The sequence below is a fragment of the Cupriavidus cauae genome (genome assembly GCF_008632125.1).
Classification (GTDB): Bacteria; Pseudomonadota; Gammaproteobacteria; order Burkholderiales; family Burkholderiaceae; genus Cupriavidus; species Cupriavidus cauae.
In genome coordinates, this window is the sequence record NZ_VWRN01000015.1 from 59,787 (window position 1) to 74,617 (window position 14,831).

General features: G+C 68.9%; 14 protein-coding genes. 13 read left to right on the forward strand and 1 reads right to left on the reverse strand.

Features of this window, described 5'->3' with window-relative positions:
* Positions 1-7: 7 nt before the first annotated feature.
* On the reverse strand, positions 8-1,099 hold the full coding sequence (locus tag F1599_RS03755; RefSeq protein ID WP_150082227.1) for a porin: 1,092 nt from the start codon (positions 1,097-1,099) through the stop codon (positions 8-10).
* Positions 1,100-1,385: 286 nt separating this feature from the next.
* Between F1599_RS03755 and F1599_RS03760 the strand changes: the two genes are divergently transcribed.
* The 13 genes from F1599_RS03760 to F1599_RS03820 all read left to right on the forward strand — a co-directional run bounded on the left by F1599_RS03760 (position 1,386) and on the right by F1599_RS03820 (position 14,800).
* Positions 1,386-2,270 carry an alpha/beta fold hydrolase gene (locus tag F1599_RS03760; protein WP_190286293.1) on the forward strand — a complete coding sequence of 295 codons (885 nt, stop codon included), beginning with the start codon at positions 1,386-1,388 and terminating at the stop codon, positions 2,268-2,270.
* Between the two features lie 193 nt (positions 2,271-2,463).
* Positions 2,464-2,769: a recombinase-like helix-turn-helix domain-containing protein gene (locus F1599_RS03765; RefSeq protein WP_150082228.1), complete on the forward strand. Its 306-nt coding sequence runs from the start codon at positions 2,464-2,466 to the stop codon at positions 2,767-2,769.
* A gap of 49 nt (positions 2,770-2,818) precedes the next feature.
* Positions 2,819-3,886, forward strand: coding sequence for an aromatic ring-hydroxylating oxygenase subunit alpha (locus F1599_RS03770; protein ID WP_150082229.1), 1,068 nt, complete (start codon positions 2,819-2,821; stop codon positions 3,884-3,886).
* A complete protein-coding gene (locus F1599_RS03775) occupies positions 3,879-4,661 on the forward strand; it encodes an SDR family oxidoreductase (RefSeq protein WP_150082230.1) in 783 nt (260 codons plus the stop codon). Before F1599_RS03770 ends, F1599_RS03775 begins: the two co-directional genes overlap by 8 nt.
* 104 nt (positions 4,662-4,765) lie before the next feature.
* Entirely contained in the window at positions 4,766-5,302 is a 537-nt protein-coding gene (locus F1599_RS03780; RefSeq protein ID WP_150082231.1) for a cupin domain-containing protein, read from the forward strand.
* 74 nt (positions 5,303-5,376) lie between these two features.
* Positions 5,377-6,198 carry an IclR family transcriptional regulator gene (locus F1599_RS03785; RefSeq protein WP_150082232.1) on the forward strand — a complete coding sequence of 274 codons (822 nt, stop codon included), beginning with the start codon at positions 5,377-5,379 and terminating at the stop codon, positions 6,196-6,198.
* Between the two features lie 32 nt (positions 6,199-6,230).
* Positions 6,231-7,034: an SDR family oxidoreductase gene (locus F1599_RS03790; protein ID WP_150082233.1), complete on the forward strand. Its 804-nt coding sequence runs from the start codon at positions 6,231-6,233 to the stop codon at positions 7,032-7,034.
* Positions 7,027-8,775, forward strand: coding sequence for a thiamine pyrophosphate-binding protein (locus F1599_RS03795; protein WP_150082234.1), 1,749 nt, complete (start codon positions 7,027-7,029; stop codon positions 8,773-8,775). Before F1599_RS03790 ends, F1599_RS03795 begins: the two co-directional genes overlap by 8 nt.
* Positions 8,776-8,787: 12 nt before the next feature.
* On the forward strand, positions 8,788-9,594 hold the full coding sequence (locus tag F1599_RS03800) for an aspartate dehydrogenase (protein ID WP_150082235.1): 807 nt from the start codon (positions 8,788-8,790) through the stop codon (positions 9,592-9,594).
* Positions 9,595-9,616: 22 nt separating this feature from the next.
* A complete protein-coding gene (locus tag F1599_RS03805; RefSeq protein ID WP_150082236.1) occupies positions 9,617-11,098 on the forward strand; it encodes an aldehyde dehydrogenase in 1,482 nt (493 codons plus the stop codon).
* A gap of 23 nt (positions 11,099-11,121) precedes the next feature.
* Positions 11,122-12,096 carry a VOC family protein gene (locus F1599_RS03810; protein WP_150082237.1) on the forward strand — a complete coding sequence of 325 codons (975 nt, stop codon included), beginning with the start codon at positions 11,122-11,124 and terminating at the stop codon, positions 12,094-12,096.
* Between the two features lie 108 nt (positions 12,097-12,204).
* Positions 12,205-13,161: a PDR/VanB family oxidoreductase gene (locus F1599_RS03815; RefSeq protein WP_150082238.1), complete on the forward strand. Its 957-nt coding sequence runs from the start codon at positions 12,205-12,207 to the stop codon at positions 13,159-13,161.
* 139 nt (positions 13,162-13,300) lie between these two features.
* Complete coding sequence (locus tag F1599_RS03820) at positions 13,301-14,800, forward strand: MFS transporter (RefSeq protein WP_395894739.1); 1,500 nt, start codon at positions 13,301-13,303, stop codon at positions 14,798-14,800.
* Positions 14,801-14,831 lie beyond the last annotated feature (31 nt).

Consider the following 14,831-nt stretch of genomic DNA (forward strand, 5'->3'; position numbering starts at 1 on the left):
TCGGCGATCAGAACACGTGCTTGATGCCCAGCATCGCGCCGAGCTGCGAGCCGCCGGGGCGGGTGTTCGAACCCGGCGATCCGCCGCTGACCGAAGTGGTCAGCGTGCCGTCGTTGTCGATGAAGCCCGCGGTCGCATAGACCATGGTCCGCTTCGAGAAGGCATACGAGCCGCGCAGCGCGTACAGCATCTGGTCGTTGTCGCTGTGGCGGTACTTCAGGTAGTAGACCTGCCCGGCAAGCTGGAACGCCGGCGTGATGTCGTAGGCCAGGCCCGCGTACCACATGTCGCTGCGCGGGGTGGGGCTGGCCTCGTTGTCGCGGCGGATCAGGCCAGCGCCGGCCTTGACGCGGTCGAGCAGCACATAGCCGCCGACCGACACGCGGTCGTCGGTCAGGCTGCTGCTGGTCAGGCCCGCGAATGCACCGGGGCCGCCGCGCAGCGAATCGTAGGCGGCATGCACGCCCCAGGTCTTGGTCGCGTACTGGACCAGCGCCGACCAGGCGCGGCAGGCGCGCGCATCGGCGGGATTCTCGCCCGCGCAATTGGTCCCCGACGGGCTCGGGCCGGCATTGGCCGCATCGCGGCCGAAGCTGTACGAGGCGCCCACCGTCAGGCCGCCGAAGGTGCCCTTGTAGACCACGGCATTGTCGTGGCGCGTGTTGGGGATATAGCTGTCCAGCGAACCAGAGCCGTAGACGTTCGGCCCGAGGATGTCCGAATCGAGGATCGCCCAGAACAGCATCGTGTACTGCCGGCCCAGCGAGATCTGGCCCCACGGACCGGACACGCCCACCCAGGCCTGACGGCCGAACAGCCGGCCGCCCTGGTTCGCATTGCCCGTATCCGGGCCGAAGCCCGACTCCAGCACGAACAGGCCCTTTAGGCGGCCGCCCAGGTCCTCGGTGCCACGGATGCCCCAGCGTGACGGCACCGTCGCCGTCAGATTGGGCATGCGGACGAGGCTGTCCTTGTTGGGGCCGACATTGTTCACGTACTCGATGCCGGTATCGACCACGCCATACAGCGTGACCGATTGCGCGGCCGCCATCATCGGCACAGCGGCAAGCGCAGCCAGTGCGATCCGTCCAAATTTCATTGCGATTCCTTCCCGTTTCCGTCTCGTGGTGGTTGCTGGCAGCCGCGTCGTCTCTGTGGCCGATCGCGTCCGCCCCCTTGTTGTGGTGGCAGTCATGATTGTCCGTTGCGTTTCATATATAAAACGACGAATTACATAGGAAACGACAAGCGCAATATAGCGGGGGTTTTCGCTTGGGGCGGGCAGGGAATTCCCTAGCGCGGCGCTAGGTGTTTACGCGGATCTTCAGCGGGTTTTCCGGGCGATATAGTCGGAAAGTTTTTACCGACGGACGTAGGTTTCATATATGGAACAATATGCGAGACCCAATCCGGCCTCCATGCTGGCCGGGCTGGCGGATACGTTTGCGGAAGCCGTAGCCACGGTGGATGCCGGCGGAGCCCAGGTGGCCTACCGCAGCGGCGGCGGCCAAGGGCCTGTGGTGCTGCTGTTGCACGGCATCAGCTCGGGCGCGGCGTCATGGTTGCCATGCGCAAGCCTGCTGGCCGCGCACGCCCGCGTGATCGCCTGGGACGCGCCCGGCTATGGCGCGTCGAGTCCCCTCGCCGGGAAGGCGCCGCGCGCCGCCGACTACGCGGTCCGCTTGCAGGGCCTGGTGCGGGCGCTCGATCTGCGGCCCGCCGTGATCGTCGGTCATTCGCTCGGTGCATTGATGGCGGCGGCCTACCTCGCGCAGGCCGAGCCGGGCCGGCGCCCGGCCCGCGTGTTGCTGGCCAGTCCCGCACAAGGCTATGGCGCCACCGGCAAGGAACGGAAGGCGGCGGAGGTCGCGCGGCAACGGCTGGAGGCGCTCGCCACGCTGGGCGTGTCCGGCCTGGCAGAACGCGGGCCCGCGCGGCTGTTGAGCCCGCACGCGGCCGCCGGCGCGCGCGAATGGGTGCGCTGGAACATGAGCCGCCTGAATCCGGACGGTTATCGCCAGGCGGTGGCGATGCTGTGCGGCGACGACATCGACGCCTACCTGGCGCGCCGGCCGGAGGGCGTGCCCGTCGAGATCGGCTGCGGCACGCTCGACGTGGTGACGCCGCCGATCGGCGCCGAGACGCTGGCCCAGCGGTTCGGGCTGCCGTTCACGCCGATCGCCGATGCTGGCCATGCCTGCTACATCGAGCAGGCTGCGGCGGTCGCGCGATGGATTCGCGCGGCGTTGGACCAGCGTCCCGCCCGCTAGACGGCGTCGTTCCTGCGGAGGCGGGGACGACAACATCACCTCTTTCCTCTCCAACGCCCGGTTCCGGGGTAAACCCCAGTCCAATCCCGCAACGCCGAGGTCTATAGTTTAACCGTGTTCAATACATGGATCGCTGTTCCATATATAAAACATACAGCGAGACACCGGCCGATCGGAAAAAGGAGCAAGCGCAATGGAAATCCTCGACTACAACCCGCAGCTCGCGCCCTGGGACAAGCCCACGCCGAACAACGTGGCGGGCAAGGGCTATATCGAGCGGCCGGGCAAGGTTCCCAACATCGTCTGGCAGACGCGCTCGGCGCCGCCGACCGCCTACGAGAACGCGCTCGGCGACGCGCTCGAAGCCGCCTTCGAGGCAGGCGCGACGACTCCCGAAGACGTGGTGCGCGCCTTCAACCGCGCCGGCTTCCTGACCGCGGACGGCCAGCCCTGGACCGAAGCGCGCTTCCTGGCCGAGATGCAGCGCCTCGGCGCCTGACCCGCACGATCCCCGACGACACCCAGCGGTCCCGCAAGAGAGAACAACGATGGAATCGAACAAGCAAGCCCGCATCGAAGAACGGCTCAATACCGGCCTGCGCAACTACTGGTATCCGGTGGCCGCGTCGTGGTCGGTCACCCATGCGCCGATCGGTATCACCCGCCTGAGCCAGAACATCGTGCTGTGGCGCGACGGCGCCGGCCGGGTCCACGCGCTGGAGGACCGCTGCCCGCACCGCGGCGCACGCCTGTCGATGGGCTGGAACCTCGGCGATCGCGTCGCCTGCTGGTATCACGGCGTCGAGGTCGGCGGCGACGGTCAGGTCAAAAGTGTGCCGGCGGTCGAGAGCTGCCCGCTCGAAGGCAAGACCTGCGTGCGCAGCTATCCGGTCCAGGAGAAGGCCGGCGCGATCTTCCTGTGGTTCGGCGACCGCGCTCCGGTCGAGGGCGCCGACAGCGCCGACGCGCTGCGCCTGCCCGAAGAGCTGGAGAACCGGGAGCACAGCCACTTCCTGTGCGTCGCGCACTGGGACTGCAACTACCGCTACGCCATCGACAACGTCATGGACCCGATGCACGGCGCCTATCTGCATGCGGTCTCGCATTCGATGGCAAGCGGCGAGAAGCAGGCGGTAATGGCGGTGCGCGAGACCGAGCACGGCCTGATGTTCGAGAAGACCGGCCAGCGCGGCGTCAACTTCGACTGGGTCGAGTTCGGCGAGACCGGCACGATGTGGCTGCGCCTGGCGATCCCGTATCGCCCGAAGGTCGGCCCCGGCGGTCCGTTCGGCATCGTCGGCGTCGCCACGCCGGTCGACGAGGACCACTGCATGGTGTTCTTCTGGCGCACCCGCCATGTCCAGGGCTGGGAGCGCGACGTCTGGCGCTTCCTCTACCGCAACCGGCTGGAAAAGCTGCACTGGGACGTGCTGGAGCAGGACCGCGTGGTGCTCGAGTCGATGGCGCCGAACGCCCGCGATCATGAAATGCTGTACCAGCACGATGTCGGCATCACGCGCGTGCGCCGCCTGCTGCGCCGCCGCGCCGAGCAGGAGCTGGCCGATGCGCCGGTGGCGATGCTGCAGCCTGCCACGGGAGTCGCCAGCCATGCCTGAGTTTGCGCATCCCGGCGGCGCGTCGCCGATGCTGAGCGGCCGCAAGGTGCTGGTCACCGGCGCCGCGCGCGGCCTGGGCCTGGCGTTCGCCACCGCGATCGCCGAAGCCGGCGCCTCGGTGGCGATGGCCGACATCCTGGCCGATCGCCTGCATCAGGAAGCCGACGCGCTGACGTCCCGCGGCTTGCACGCGGTGGCGCTGCCGCTCGACCTGGCCGACCCGGCCTCGGTGCAGGCCTGCGCCGCCGAGGCGGTGCGCAAGCTCGGCCGGCTCGACGGCCTGGTCAACAACGCCGCGGTGACCGACTCCGGCGGGCGCGATGCCAGCGCCATCGATATCGCGACCTGGGACCGCGTGATGAACGTGAACGTGCGCGGCACCTGGCTGATGACCACGGCCTGCCTGCCGGCGCTGCGCGACAGCGGCCGCGGCGCCATCGTCAATCTGGCCTCCGACACGCCGCTGTGGGGCGCGCCGAACCTGCTGGCCTACGTGGCGAGCAAGAGCGCCATCATCGGCATCACACGCTCGCTGGCACGCGAGCTGGGGCCGGACAACATCACGGTCAATGCCGTGGCGCCGGGCCTGACGCTGGTCGAGGCCACCGAATATGTCCCGCAGAAACGGCACGAGCTCTATCGCGAGCAGCGCGCGATTTCGCGCGAGCAGCTGCCCGCCGATGTCTGCGGCGCCGTGCTGTTTGCGCTGTCCGATCTTTCCCGCTTCGTGACCGGCCAGACCCTGGCGGTGAACGGCGGCTTTGTCATGCATTGATGCATCGATGCACCGACGTACCGACGCATCGAAGACCCGCAAGACTCTCAAGACCCTCAAGACCCTCAAGACCTGAAGACACCGAAAGACCGAAGGAAATCCAAATGAGCGATCTCTCCGAACAACAAGACCTCAAGCGCAGCTGGGACCGTCCCGAGGGCGCCTCGTTCGAACAGTGGATGGAAGGCCGGGTCGCGCGCTTTGCCACGCGCCGCTACGACTGGAACGCGCTGAAGTTCCAGGCCGATTACGACCCGAAGTACCGCCGCGCGCAGATGCGCTATCTGGGCACCGGCGGCACCGGCGTGGCCGCGGACAGCAACACCGTGCCGTCGGAGCATTTCACCTTCTCGACGATGATCATCCCCGCCGGCCATGAGGGTCCGTCGCATCTGCACACGGATGTCGAGGAAGTGTTCTTCATCCTGCGCGGCAAGATCAAGCTGGTGCTGGAGAAGGACGGCGAGCGCTACGAGACCATCCTGACCGATCGCGACCTGGTGTCGGTGCCGCCGGGCGTCTATCGCGAGGAAATCAATATCGGCGAGGAAGACGCGCTGATGTGCGTGATGCTCGGTGCGAAGAAGCCCATCACGCCGACTTATCCGCCCGACCACCCGCTGTCGAAGATCAAGCGCTGACATCCCGCGGCGGCCGCTGAGCGAAGCATCACGACGCGATACAAGCGGCCGCCACGCCCGACCCTCGGATTCTCATGACCCAAGCTCTGCCGCCGGACACCGTCCAGGACAAATACATCGTGCCCGGCCTCGAACGCGGCCTGCGGCTGCTCGGCGAATTCAGCCGCGCGGAACGCACGCTGAGCGCGGCCGAACTCGCCCGGCGTCTGCAGGCGCCGCGCTCGACCGTGTTCCGCCTGCTGGCCACGCTGGAGATGCTGGGCTTCGTCGAGCGCACCGACAACGGACGCGAGTACCGCCTCGGCATGGCCGTGCTGCGGCTGGGCTTCGAATACCTGGCCTCGCTGGAGCTGACCGAGCTCGGGGCGCCGCTGCTCGACCGCCTGCGCGACGAGACAGGCTATCCGTGCAACCTGGTCGTGCGCGACGGCCGCTCGATCGTCTATGTCGCCAAGTCGGTGGCGCCGCGGCCGTTCGCCAGCAGCGTCAACGTCGGCACGCGGCTGCCGGCGCATGCCACGGTGCTGGGGCGCGTGCTGCTGGAGGACCTGACGCTTGCCGAGCTTCGCGAGCTCTATCCCGAGCCGCAGCTGGAGGCCTTCTCCGAAGGCACGCCGCGCACGGTCGATGCGCTGTTCGAGATGGTGCAGACCGACCGCGAGCGCGGCTACGTGCTGCAGGAGGGCTTCTACGAAGCCAGCATCTCGACGATCGCCGCGCCGGTGCGGGACCGCAGCGCACGCGTGGTGGCGGCGATGGGCGTGACCATCCCGGCCTCGCATATCGATCCCGAGGAACTGGGCGGCATGGTCGAAAAGGTCAGGAATACCGCGGGCGAGCTGTCGCGCCTGCTCGACTACCGGCCGCAGCTCGGCCGCAAGGTGGTCAACCTGTGAACGCAGTCAGTGCAGTGAACGGAGCAAGCAAGATGTCCATGATTGAACTCGGCGGCAAGGTTGCCGTCGTGACCGGCGGTTCCTCCGGCATCGGCCTGGCCACGGTCGAGCTGCTGCTGGAGGCCGGCGCCGCGGTGGCGCTGTGCGGCCGCGACGCCGACCGGCTGGCGACCGCCGAGGCGCAGCTGCGCGACGCGCATCCGGGCTGCCGCCTGCACGCGGCGACCTGCGACGTGCTGCAGCCCGAGCAGGTACGCGCCTTCGCCGCCGAGGTCGAAGCGAACCTCGGCCCCGCCGACATGCTGATCAACAACGCGGGGCAGGGCAGGGTCTCGACCTTCGCCGATACCGAGGACCAGGCTTGGCTGGAAGAGCTGCAGCTGAAGTTCTTCTCGGTGATCCACGCCACCCGCGCCTTTCTGCCGCAGCTCGAACGCTCGCCCAGCGCATCGATCGTCTGCGTCAACTCGCTGCTGGCGGTCCAGCCCGAGCCGCATATGGTCGCCACCTCGGCCGCCCGCGCCGGCGTGCACAACCTGGTGCGCTCGCTGGCCACCGAGTTCGCGCCGAAAGGCATCCGCGTCAACGGCATCCTGCTGGGCCTGGTCGAATCGGGCCAATGGCGCCGCCGTTTCGAGGCCCGCCCCGAGGCCGACCGCCATCTGGACTGGGCCGCGTGGACCGCGCGCCTGGCGCAGCAAAAGCATATCCAACTGGGCCGTCTCGGCCTGCCGCAGGAGGCCGCCCGCGCCATCCTGTTCCTTGCCTCGCCGTTGTCTTCGTACACCACGGGCAGCCACATCGATGTTTCCGGAGGACTCTCCCGTCATGCGTAACGAACAACCCCAACAAGATCAACAAGCCGCGCGCGAGCAGCAGGTCACGGTCGGCTGGGCCATCGCGGCCTTCCTCGAGCAGTGCGGCGTCAAGGCGGCCTTCGGCGTGATCTCGATCCACAACATGCCGATCCTCGACGCGATCGGCGAACGCGGCAAGATCCGCTTCGTGCCGGCGCGCGGCGAGGCCGGCGGCGCCAATATGGCCGATGCCTGCGCACGCACCACCGGCGGCCTGGGCGTTTGCCTGACCAGCACCGGCACCGCCGCGGGCAATGCCGCCGGCGCGATGGTCGAGGCGCTGACCGCGGGCACCCCGCTGCTGCATATCACCGGCCAGATCGAGACGCCGTATCTGGACCAGAGCCTGGCCTACATCCACGAGGCGCCGGACCAGCTGACCATGCTCAAGGCTGTGTCGAAGGCCGCCTTCCGCGTGCGCAGCGCCGATACCGCGATCAGCACCATCAAGCTGGCGGTGCAGACCGCGCTGACCGCGCCGACGGGCCCCGTCAGCGTCGAGATTCCGATCGACATCCAGGCCGCGCTGATTCCGCTGCCGACCGACCTGCGCCCGCTGCCGGTGCCGACCCACGTGCCGTCGGCGCACGCGCTCGACGCGCTGGCCGAGCGTCTCATCAATGCCCGCCGTCCGCTGCTGTGGCTGGGCGGCGGCGCGCGCCATGCCGGCGCGCAGGTCAAGCGGCTGCTGGACCTGGGTTTCGGCGTGGTCACCAGCACGCAGGGCCGCGGCATCGTGCCGGAGGACGATCCGCGTTCGCTGGGCGCCTTCAATCTGCACAAGCCGGTCGAGCAGTTCTATCAGACCTGCGATGCGATGGTGGTGGTCGGCTCGCGGCTGCGCGGCAACGAGACGCTGAAGTACGAACTGAAGCTGCCGCGTCCGCTGTTCCGCGTCGACGCCGATCCGGCCGCCGAGGGCCGCTGCTATCAGAGCGACTACTTCGTCAGCGGCGATGCCGCACTGGTGCTCGACGGCCTGGCCGATCGCCTGGAAGCCCGCATGCAGATCGACCCGGCGTTCGCCGGCGACCTGCGCCGCGCGCACGAGATCGCCGTCAAGGGCCTGGTCGACGGCCTCGGGCCGTACTCGGCGCTGGTCGAGGCGCTGCAGGGCGCGGTGGGCCGCCATTTCAACTGGGTGCGCGACGTCACGGTGTCGAACAGCACCTGGGGCAACCGCCAGTTGCGCATCTTCGATTCGCGCGCGGGCGTGCATGCGCTGGGCGGCGGCATCGGCCAGGGCCTGGCGATGGGCATCGGCGCCGCGGTCGGCGCGGCGGCCACCGGCTCGGGCAAGAAGACGTTCTGCCTGGCCGGCGACGGTGGCTTCATCCTGAACCTGGGCGAGCTCGCCACCGCGGTGCAGGAGCGCGCCGATCTGGTGATCGTGCTGATGAACGACAAGGGCTACGGCGTCATCAAGAACATCCAGGACGCGCAGTATGGCGGCCGCCGCCACTACGTCGACCTGCATACGCCGGACTACGCCGCGCTGTCGAAGGCGCTGGCGCTGCGCCATCGCCGCGTCAGCCGCCTCGACGAGATCGGCGCCGCGCTCGATCAGGCCACGATCGAGCCGGGTCCGTTCCTGCTGGAAATCGACATGCTGTCGATCGGCAGCTTCAAGACCGCGTTCGCCGGCCCGCCGGTCAATGCCGCCGAGTCGGCGGAGGAACCGGCCCAGCGTGCCGCCGAACGCGCCACGCTGACGGCCTGAAGGAGAAGCGCGATGCTGCATGTGTCGATGGTGGGCTGCGGCGCGATCGGGCGCGGCGTGCTGGAGCTGCTGAAGTCCGATCCCGACGTGGTGTTCGACTTGGTGATCGTGCCGGAAGGCACGATGGACGAGGCGCGCAGCGCGGTGTCCGAGCTGGCGCCCCGCGCCCGCGTCGCCACGCATCTGAGCGAGTCCGACGGCCGTCCCGACCTGCTGGTCGAATGCGCCGGGCATCGCGCGCTGGAGGAGCACATCGTGCCGGCGCTGGAGCGCGGCATCCCCTGCATGGTGGTGTCGGTCGGCGCGTTGTCCGAGCCGGGCCTGGCCGAGCGGCTGGAAGCGGCGGCGCGGCGCGGCGGCACCCAGGTGCAGCTGCTTTCCGGCGCGATCGGCGCGATCGACGCGCTGGCCGCGGCCCGGGTCGGCGGCCTCGATGAGGTCGTCTATACCGGCCGCAAGCCGCCGCGCGCGTGGAAGGACACGCCGGCCGAGCAGCGCGTCGACCTCGATGCGCTGGACGGTCCCACGGTGATCTTCGAGGGCAGCGCGCGCGATGCCGCGCGCCTCTATCCGAAGAACGCCAACGTCGCCGCGACGCTGTCGCTGGCCGGCCTGGGCCTGGACCGCACGTCGGTCAGGCTGCTGGCCGACCCGGGCGTCGAAGAAAACGTCCATCACGTGGAAGCGCGCGGCGCCTTCGGCGGCTTCGAGCTGACCATGCGCGGCAAGCCGCTTGCCGCCAACCCCAAGACCTCGGCGCTGACCGTGTTCAGCGTGGTGCGCGCGCTGGGCAACCGCGCGCATGCGGTATCGATCTGAACAGCCGAAGCGAGACGCAAACATGAAGACGCAAGACCTTCTCCCCATCTGCATCGCCGGCCAATGGCGCCTCGGCGGCGGCGACCGCTATGCCACGCGCTATCCCGCCACCGGCGAGGTGGTGGCGGAACTCCATGCGGCAAGCCTCGCCGACGTCGAGGAAGCGGTGCAGGGCGCGCAGCGCGCCTTCGAGACCAGCGGCTGGGCCCAGCGCAAGCCGCACGAGCGCGCCGCGGTGCTGTATCGCGTCGCCGAGCTGATCCGCGCCCGCGCCGAGCCGTTGGCGCAGCGGCAGCGGCTGGACAACGGCAAGCCGATCAGCGAGACGCGTGCGCTGGTCGCCAGCGCCGCCGGCACCTTCCAGTTCCTCGCCGCCGCCTGCGAGACGCTGGAGGAAACGCTGACGCCGCCGCGCGGCGACTTCCTGACCATGAGCGTGCACGAGCCGATGGGCGTGGTCGCGGCGATCACGCCGTGGAACTCGCCGATCGCCAGCGAGGCGCAGAAGCTGGCGCCAGCGCTCGCGGCCGGCAATGCGGTGGTGGTCAAGCCGGCCGAGGTCACGCCGCTGATGGCGCTGGAACTGGCCGCGATCTGCGAGGAAGCCGGCGTGCCCCCGGGCCTCGTCAGCGTGCTGCCGGGCAAGGGCTCGGTGATCGGCGATGCGATCACGCAGCATCCGCTGGTGCGGCGCGTGTCGTTCACCGGCGGCACCACCACCGGCAAGCACATCGCGCATATCGCCGCCGACAAGATGATGCCGGTATCGCTGGAACTGGGCGGCAAGTCGCCCACCATGGTGTTCGACGACGCCGACCTCGACCATGCGGTCAACGGCGTGCTGTACGGCATCTTCAGCTCGTCGGGCGAATCGTGCATCGCCGGCTCGCGGCTGTTCGTCGCGCGTTCGCTGTACGAGCCGTTCATGGATCGCCTGGCCGCCGGCGCGGCGCGCCTGCGCGTCGGCGACCCGGCCGACGAGCGCACCCAGATGGGGCCGCTGATCACCGACCGCCATCGAGATTCGATCGAATCGTTCGTCGCGATGGGCGTGGAGGAGGGCGGGCAACTGCGTACCGGCGGCATGCGGCCGAGCGTGCCCGGTCTGGAGAACGGCTACTTCTATACGCCGACCATCATCGAGGGGCTGGATAACCGCGCCCGCATCTGCCAGGAAGAAATCTTCGGGCCGGTGCTGGTGGCGATGCCGTTCGACGACGAGGACGACCTGATTGCCCAGGCCAACGACAGCGTCTATGCGCTGGCGGCCGGCGTCTGGACGCGCGACTACAAGCGCGCCTGGCGCGTCGCGCGCGCGGTGCAGGCGGGCAACGTCTGGATCAACACCTACAAGCAGTTCTCGATCTCGACCCCGTTCGGCGGCTGGCGCGACAGCGGCCTGGGGCGCGAGAAGGGAAGACTGGGAATCCTGCAGTACATGGAGCAGAAGAGCGTGTACTGGGGCCTGCATCAACAACCGCTGCCGTGGGCCAACTGCAATTGAGCCGACGGCCGCTGGAGACCGACATGAATCAAGTACTGGGCATCGACGAGATCGTCTACGGCGCCGACGATTTCGACGCCTGCCGCGGCTTCTTCAACGATTGGGGTTTGACCCTGAAGCGCGACGACGCGCAAGGGCTGGACTTCGAGACGATGAACGGCTGCCGCGTGCTGGTGCGTCGCATCGGCGATCCCGCGCTGCCGCCGGCCATCGAGGCCGGCCCGACGCTGCGCGAGGTGGTCTGGGGCGTCGACACGCGTGCCGCGCTGGACCGCATCGCCGAAGCGATCGCCGGCGAAGCGGGCTTCGTCCGCCAGGGCAGCGGTGACGAGGCGCGCATCGGTTGCACCGATCCCAACGGCCTGGCCGTGCGCTTCCAGGTCACCCGCAAGCGCGACATCGAAGTCGAATGCGCGGCGATGAACACCTGGAGCGCGAAGCCGCGCGTGAACCAGCGTGGGCCGATCTACGAGCGTGCCACGCCGATCGAGGTCGGCCACGTGGTGTTCTTCGTCAAGGATGTCGAGGCCACCGAGCGCTTCTACACCGAGAAATTCGGCTTCGTCGCATCGGACCGCTATCCGGGCCGCGGCGCCTTCCTGCGCTGCGCCGACGAGGGCGGCCACCACGACCTGTTCCTGCTGCAGTTGCCGCAGCCCAGGAGCGGGCTGAACCATGTCGCGTTCACCGTGCGCGATATCCACGAGGTGTTCGGCGGCGGCATGCACATGTCGCGCACCGGCTGGGAGACGCAGCTCGGCCCGGGCCGCCATCCGATCTCGTCGGCCTACTTCTGGTACTTCAAGAATCCGGCCGGCGGCCTGATCGAGTACTACGCCGACGAGGACCACCTCGACGCCCACTGGGAGCCGCGCGAGTTCGAGCCGGGCCCGACGATGTTCGCCGAATGGGCCATCGAGGGCGGCATCGACGGCAATACCCGCCGCCAGAAGAATGCAGGCGGCCCGGAAGGGAAATTCCTGACCGAGAAACGTTGACAACCTTGGCGTCCCGCCTGCGCGGGAACGCCATGGCGGCAGTCGGGGCTTTCGCAGGCATCGTTGCCGTATCGCGCCCCGGCGCGAATCGATTCAGAAGGAAGTGTGATGAGTGCCAGCCCCACCCTGACGATGCGCGTGCAGGCCATGCGCTACGAAGCCCGCGGCGTCGTCAGCATCGAACTGCAGGACCCCGCCGGGGCCGCCTTGCCGGAATTCAGCCCCGGCGCCCATATCGATCTGCATCTGGGCAATGGCCTGGTGCGCAGCTATTCGCTGTGCGGCGCGCCGGAAGCCCGGCACAGCTACACCGTTGGCGTGCTGCTCGATCGCGGCAGCCGGGGCGGCTCGCGCTACATCCACGAGCAGTTGCGCGTCGGCGCGACGCTGCCGGTCGGTGCGCCGCGCAACAACTTCGAGCTCGACGAGAGCGCCTCCCATACGGTGCTGGTCGCCGGCGGCATCGGCGTGACGCCGATCGTCTGCATGGCCCGCCGCCTGCATCAGCTCGGTCGCGCGTTCACGCTGCTCTACTGCGCGCGCTCCCGCGAGGAGGCCGCCTTCGTCGCCGAACTGCAGGCCTATGGCGACGCGGTGCGCCTGCATTTCGACGCAGAGGCCGGCGGCCCGCCCGATCTGGCCGGCATGCTGGCCGGACAGGAGCCGGGCACGCACTTCTATTGCTGCGGCCCGGGTCCGATGCTACAGGCCTTCGAGTCGGCCTGCGAGGCGCACGGCTATCCGAACGTCCATATCGAGCGCTTCGCCGCCGACCCGTCGGTGGAGGCGGTGCAGGAAGGCGAATACGCGGTGTCGCTGGCGCAATCGGGCATGGAGGTGAAGGTGCCCGCCGGCAAGTCGCTGCTCGACGCGCTGCTCGAAGCGGGCATCGCCGTCGACTACAGCTGCCGTGAAGGCGTATGCGGGTCCTGCGAGACGCGCGTGCTCGAAGGCGAGCCCGACCATCGCGACGGCGTGCTCAGCAAGGCCGAGCGCGCTGCCAACCAGTCGATGATGGTCTGCGTGTCCGGCTGCAAGGGCAAGCGGCTGGTGCTGGATCTGTAGCCGCGCCGGTAGGGCCTCTCCTCCGTGGCGCGCCGTGTCCCGCGGCGCCGCCGGTTTTGTCCCTCACCGTCCGTTCCCACGACAGGTCCGCCTCCCGACCGCGGACCGGCCACGGCAATATCAGGAAGCAAGCATCGTGTTGACAGAAAGACAAGAGCTGGCGCCCGCCAGTGTTCCGGGGCCGGCCACGGCCATGTTTCGCGGCGGCGCGGATGGTGAGGCCGCCGGTGTCGGCGCCGATGCGTCAGCCACGAACGGCACCAACGCCACGGCCGCCGATGCCGCGGGTGGCGTGACCCGCGGCCAGATCGTCGCCCGCATCGAGCGCCTGCCCAACAACCTGATGCACGTGAAGGCGCGATTGCTGATCGGGTTGGCAACGTTCTTCGACGGCTTCGACGTGATCGCGATCGCGGCCACGCTGCCGCTGCTGATCGCGCAGTGGTCGCTGACGCCGGGCCAGATCGGCTTCCTGATCGCCGCGCCCTCGGTCGGGCAGCTGGTCGGCGCCCTGTTCTTCCCGTGGCTGGCCGAGCGCTATGGCCGGCTGCACTCGATTGCCTGGAGCGCCGGCATCATCGGCCTGATGAGCATCGCCTGCGGCTTCGCGCCGTCGTTCGAGCTGTTCGCGCTGCTGCGGATCGTGCAGGGCCTGGGGCTGGGCGGCGAACTTCCGGTCGCGGCGACCTATATCAACGAGGTCACGCGCGCGCATGGCCGCGGCCGCTTCGTGCTGCTGTACGAGGTGGTGTTCCCGATCGGCCTGCTGGTGTCGAACGGGGCCGGTGCCTGGCTGGTGCCGCGCTACGGCTGGGAGGTGATGTACTTCATCGGCGGCGTGCCGATCGTGCTGTTCTTCGTGCTGCGCAAGATCATCCCCGAGTCGCCGCGCTGGCTGGCCGAGAAGAATCGCATGGCCGAGGCGGACCGCGCGGTGCGCGCCTTCGAATCGCATGCGCGCACGCCGTTGCCGCCGGTGTGCGATGTCGCGTCGTTCGATGCGATGGCGGCCAGGCATCCGAAGCGGCGCGTGCGCGATCTGCTCAGCGGTGCCTACCGGGGCCGCACGCTGGCGGTGTGGATGCTGTGGGCGACTTGCGGCTTCATCCAGTACGGTCTTTCGACGTGGCTGCCGACGATCTACAAGACCGTCTATCACGCGCCGCTGCAGCTGGCGCTGAACCTGGCGGCGGGGGCTTCGGTGCTGGGCGTGGTCGGTTCGCTGGTCTGCGCGATGGTGGTCGACAAGGTCGGCCGCAAGCCGGTGATCAACGTGTCGTTCGTGCTGTGCGCGCTGTCGCTGGCGCTGGCCGGGCTGCTGCATGCGCAGTCGGTCTATGTCGTGGCGACCCTGTGCGCGTTCGCGATGGGCTTCCTCGCCAGCGGCTTCATCACCGCCTATGTCTATACGCCGGAGCTGTACCCGACGAGCGTGCGGGCGATGGGCTGCGGGTTCGGCGGCGCCTGGCTGAAGATCGCGGCGATCTTCGCGCCGACGCTGATCGCCGGCACCATCGGCAGCGGCGACCTGAGCAGCGCCTTCTATGCCCTGGCCCTGGTACCGTTCGCGGCAGCGCTGACGGTGCACTGGCTCGGCATCGAGACCAAGGGCAAGGTGCTGGAGCAGCTTGAGGCCTGAGTCGTGCGCGGGAACTGCGACCGAAAGACAC

Coding starts and splice junctions, on each gene's coding strand:
- F1599_RS03755 (WP_150082227.1), bottom strand. CDS start 1,099: ATGAAATTTGGACGGATCGCACTGGCTGCGCTTGCCGCTGTGCCGATG.
- F1599_RS03760 (WP_190286293.1), top strand. CDS start 1,386: ATGGAACAATATGCGAGACCCAATCCGGCCTCCATGCTGGCCGGGCTG.
- F1599_RS03765 (WP_150082228.1), top strand. CDS start 2,464: ATGGAAATCCTCGACTACAACCCGCAGCTCGCGCCCTGGGACAAGCCC.
- F1599_RS03770 (WP_150082229.1), top strand. CDS start 2,819: ATGGAATCGAACAAGCAAGCCCGCATCGAAGAACGGCTCAATACCGGC.
- F1599_RS03775 (WP_150082230.1), top strand. CDS start 3,879: ATGCCTGAGTTTGCGCATCCCGGCGGCGCGTCGCCGATGCTGAGCGGC.
- F1599_RS03780 (WP_150082231.1), top strand. CDS start 4,766: ATGAGCGATCTCTCCGAACAACAAGACCTCAAGCGCAGCTGGGACCGT.
- F1599_RS03785 (WP_150082232.1), top strand. CDS start 5,377: ATGACCCAAGCTCTGCCGCCGGACACCGTCCAGGACAAATACATCGTG.
- F1599_RS03790 (WP_150082233.1), top strand. CDS start 6,231: ATGTCCATGATTGAACTCGGCGGCAAGGTTGCCGTCGTGACCGGCGGT.
- F1599_RS03795 (WP_150082234.1), top strand. CDS start 7,027: ATGCGTAACGAACAACCCCAACAAGATCAACAAGCCGCGCGCGAGCAG.
- F1599_RS03800 (WP_150082235.1), top strand. CDS start 8,788: ATGCTGCATGTGTCGATGGTGGGCTGCGGCGCGATCGGGCGCGGCGTG.
- F1599_RS03805 (WP_150082236.1), top strand. CDS start 9,617: ATGAAGACGCAAGACCTTCTCCCCATCTGCATCGCCGGCCAATGGCGC.
- F1599_RS03810 (WP_150082237.1), top strand. CDS start 11,122: ATGAATCAAGTACTGGGCATCGACGAGATCGTCTACGGCGCCGACGAT.
- F1599_RS03815 (WP_150082238.1), top strand. CDS start 12,205: ATGAGTGCCAGCCCCACCCTGACGATGCGCGTGCAGGCCATGCGCTAC.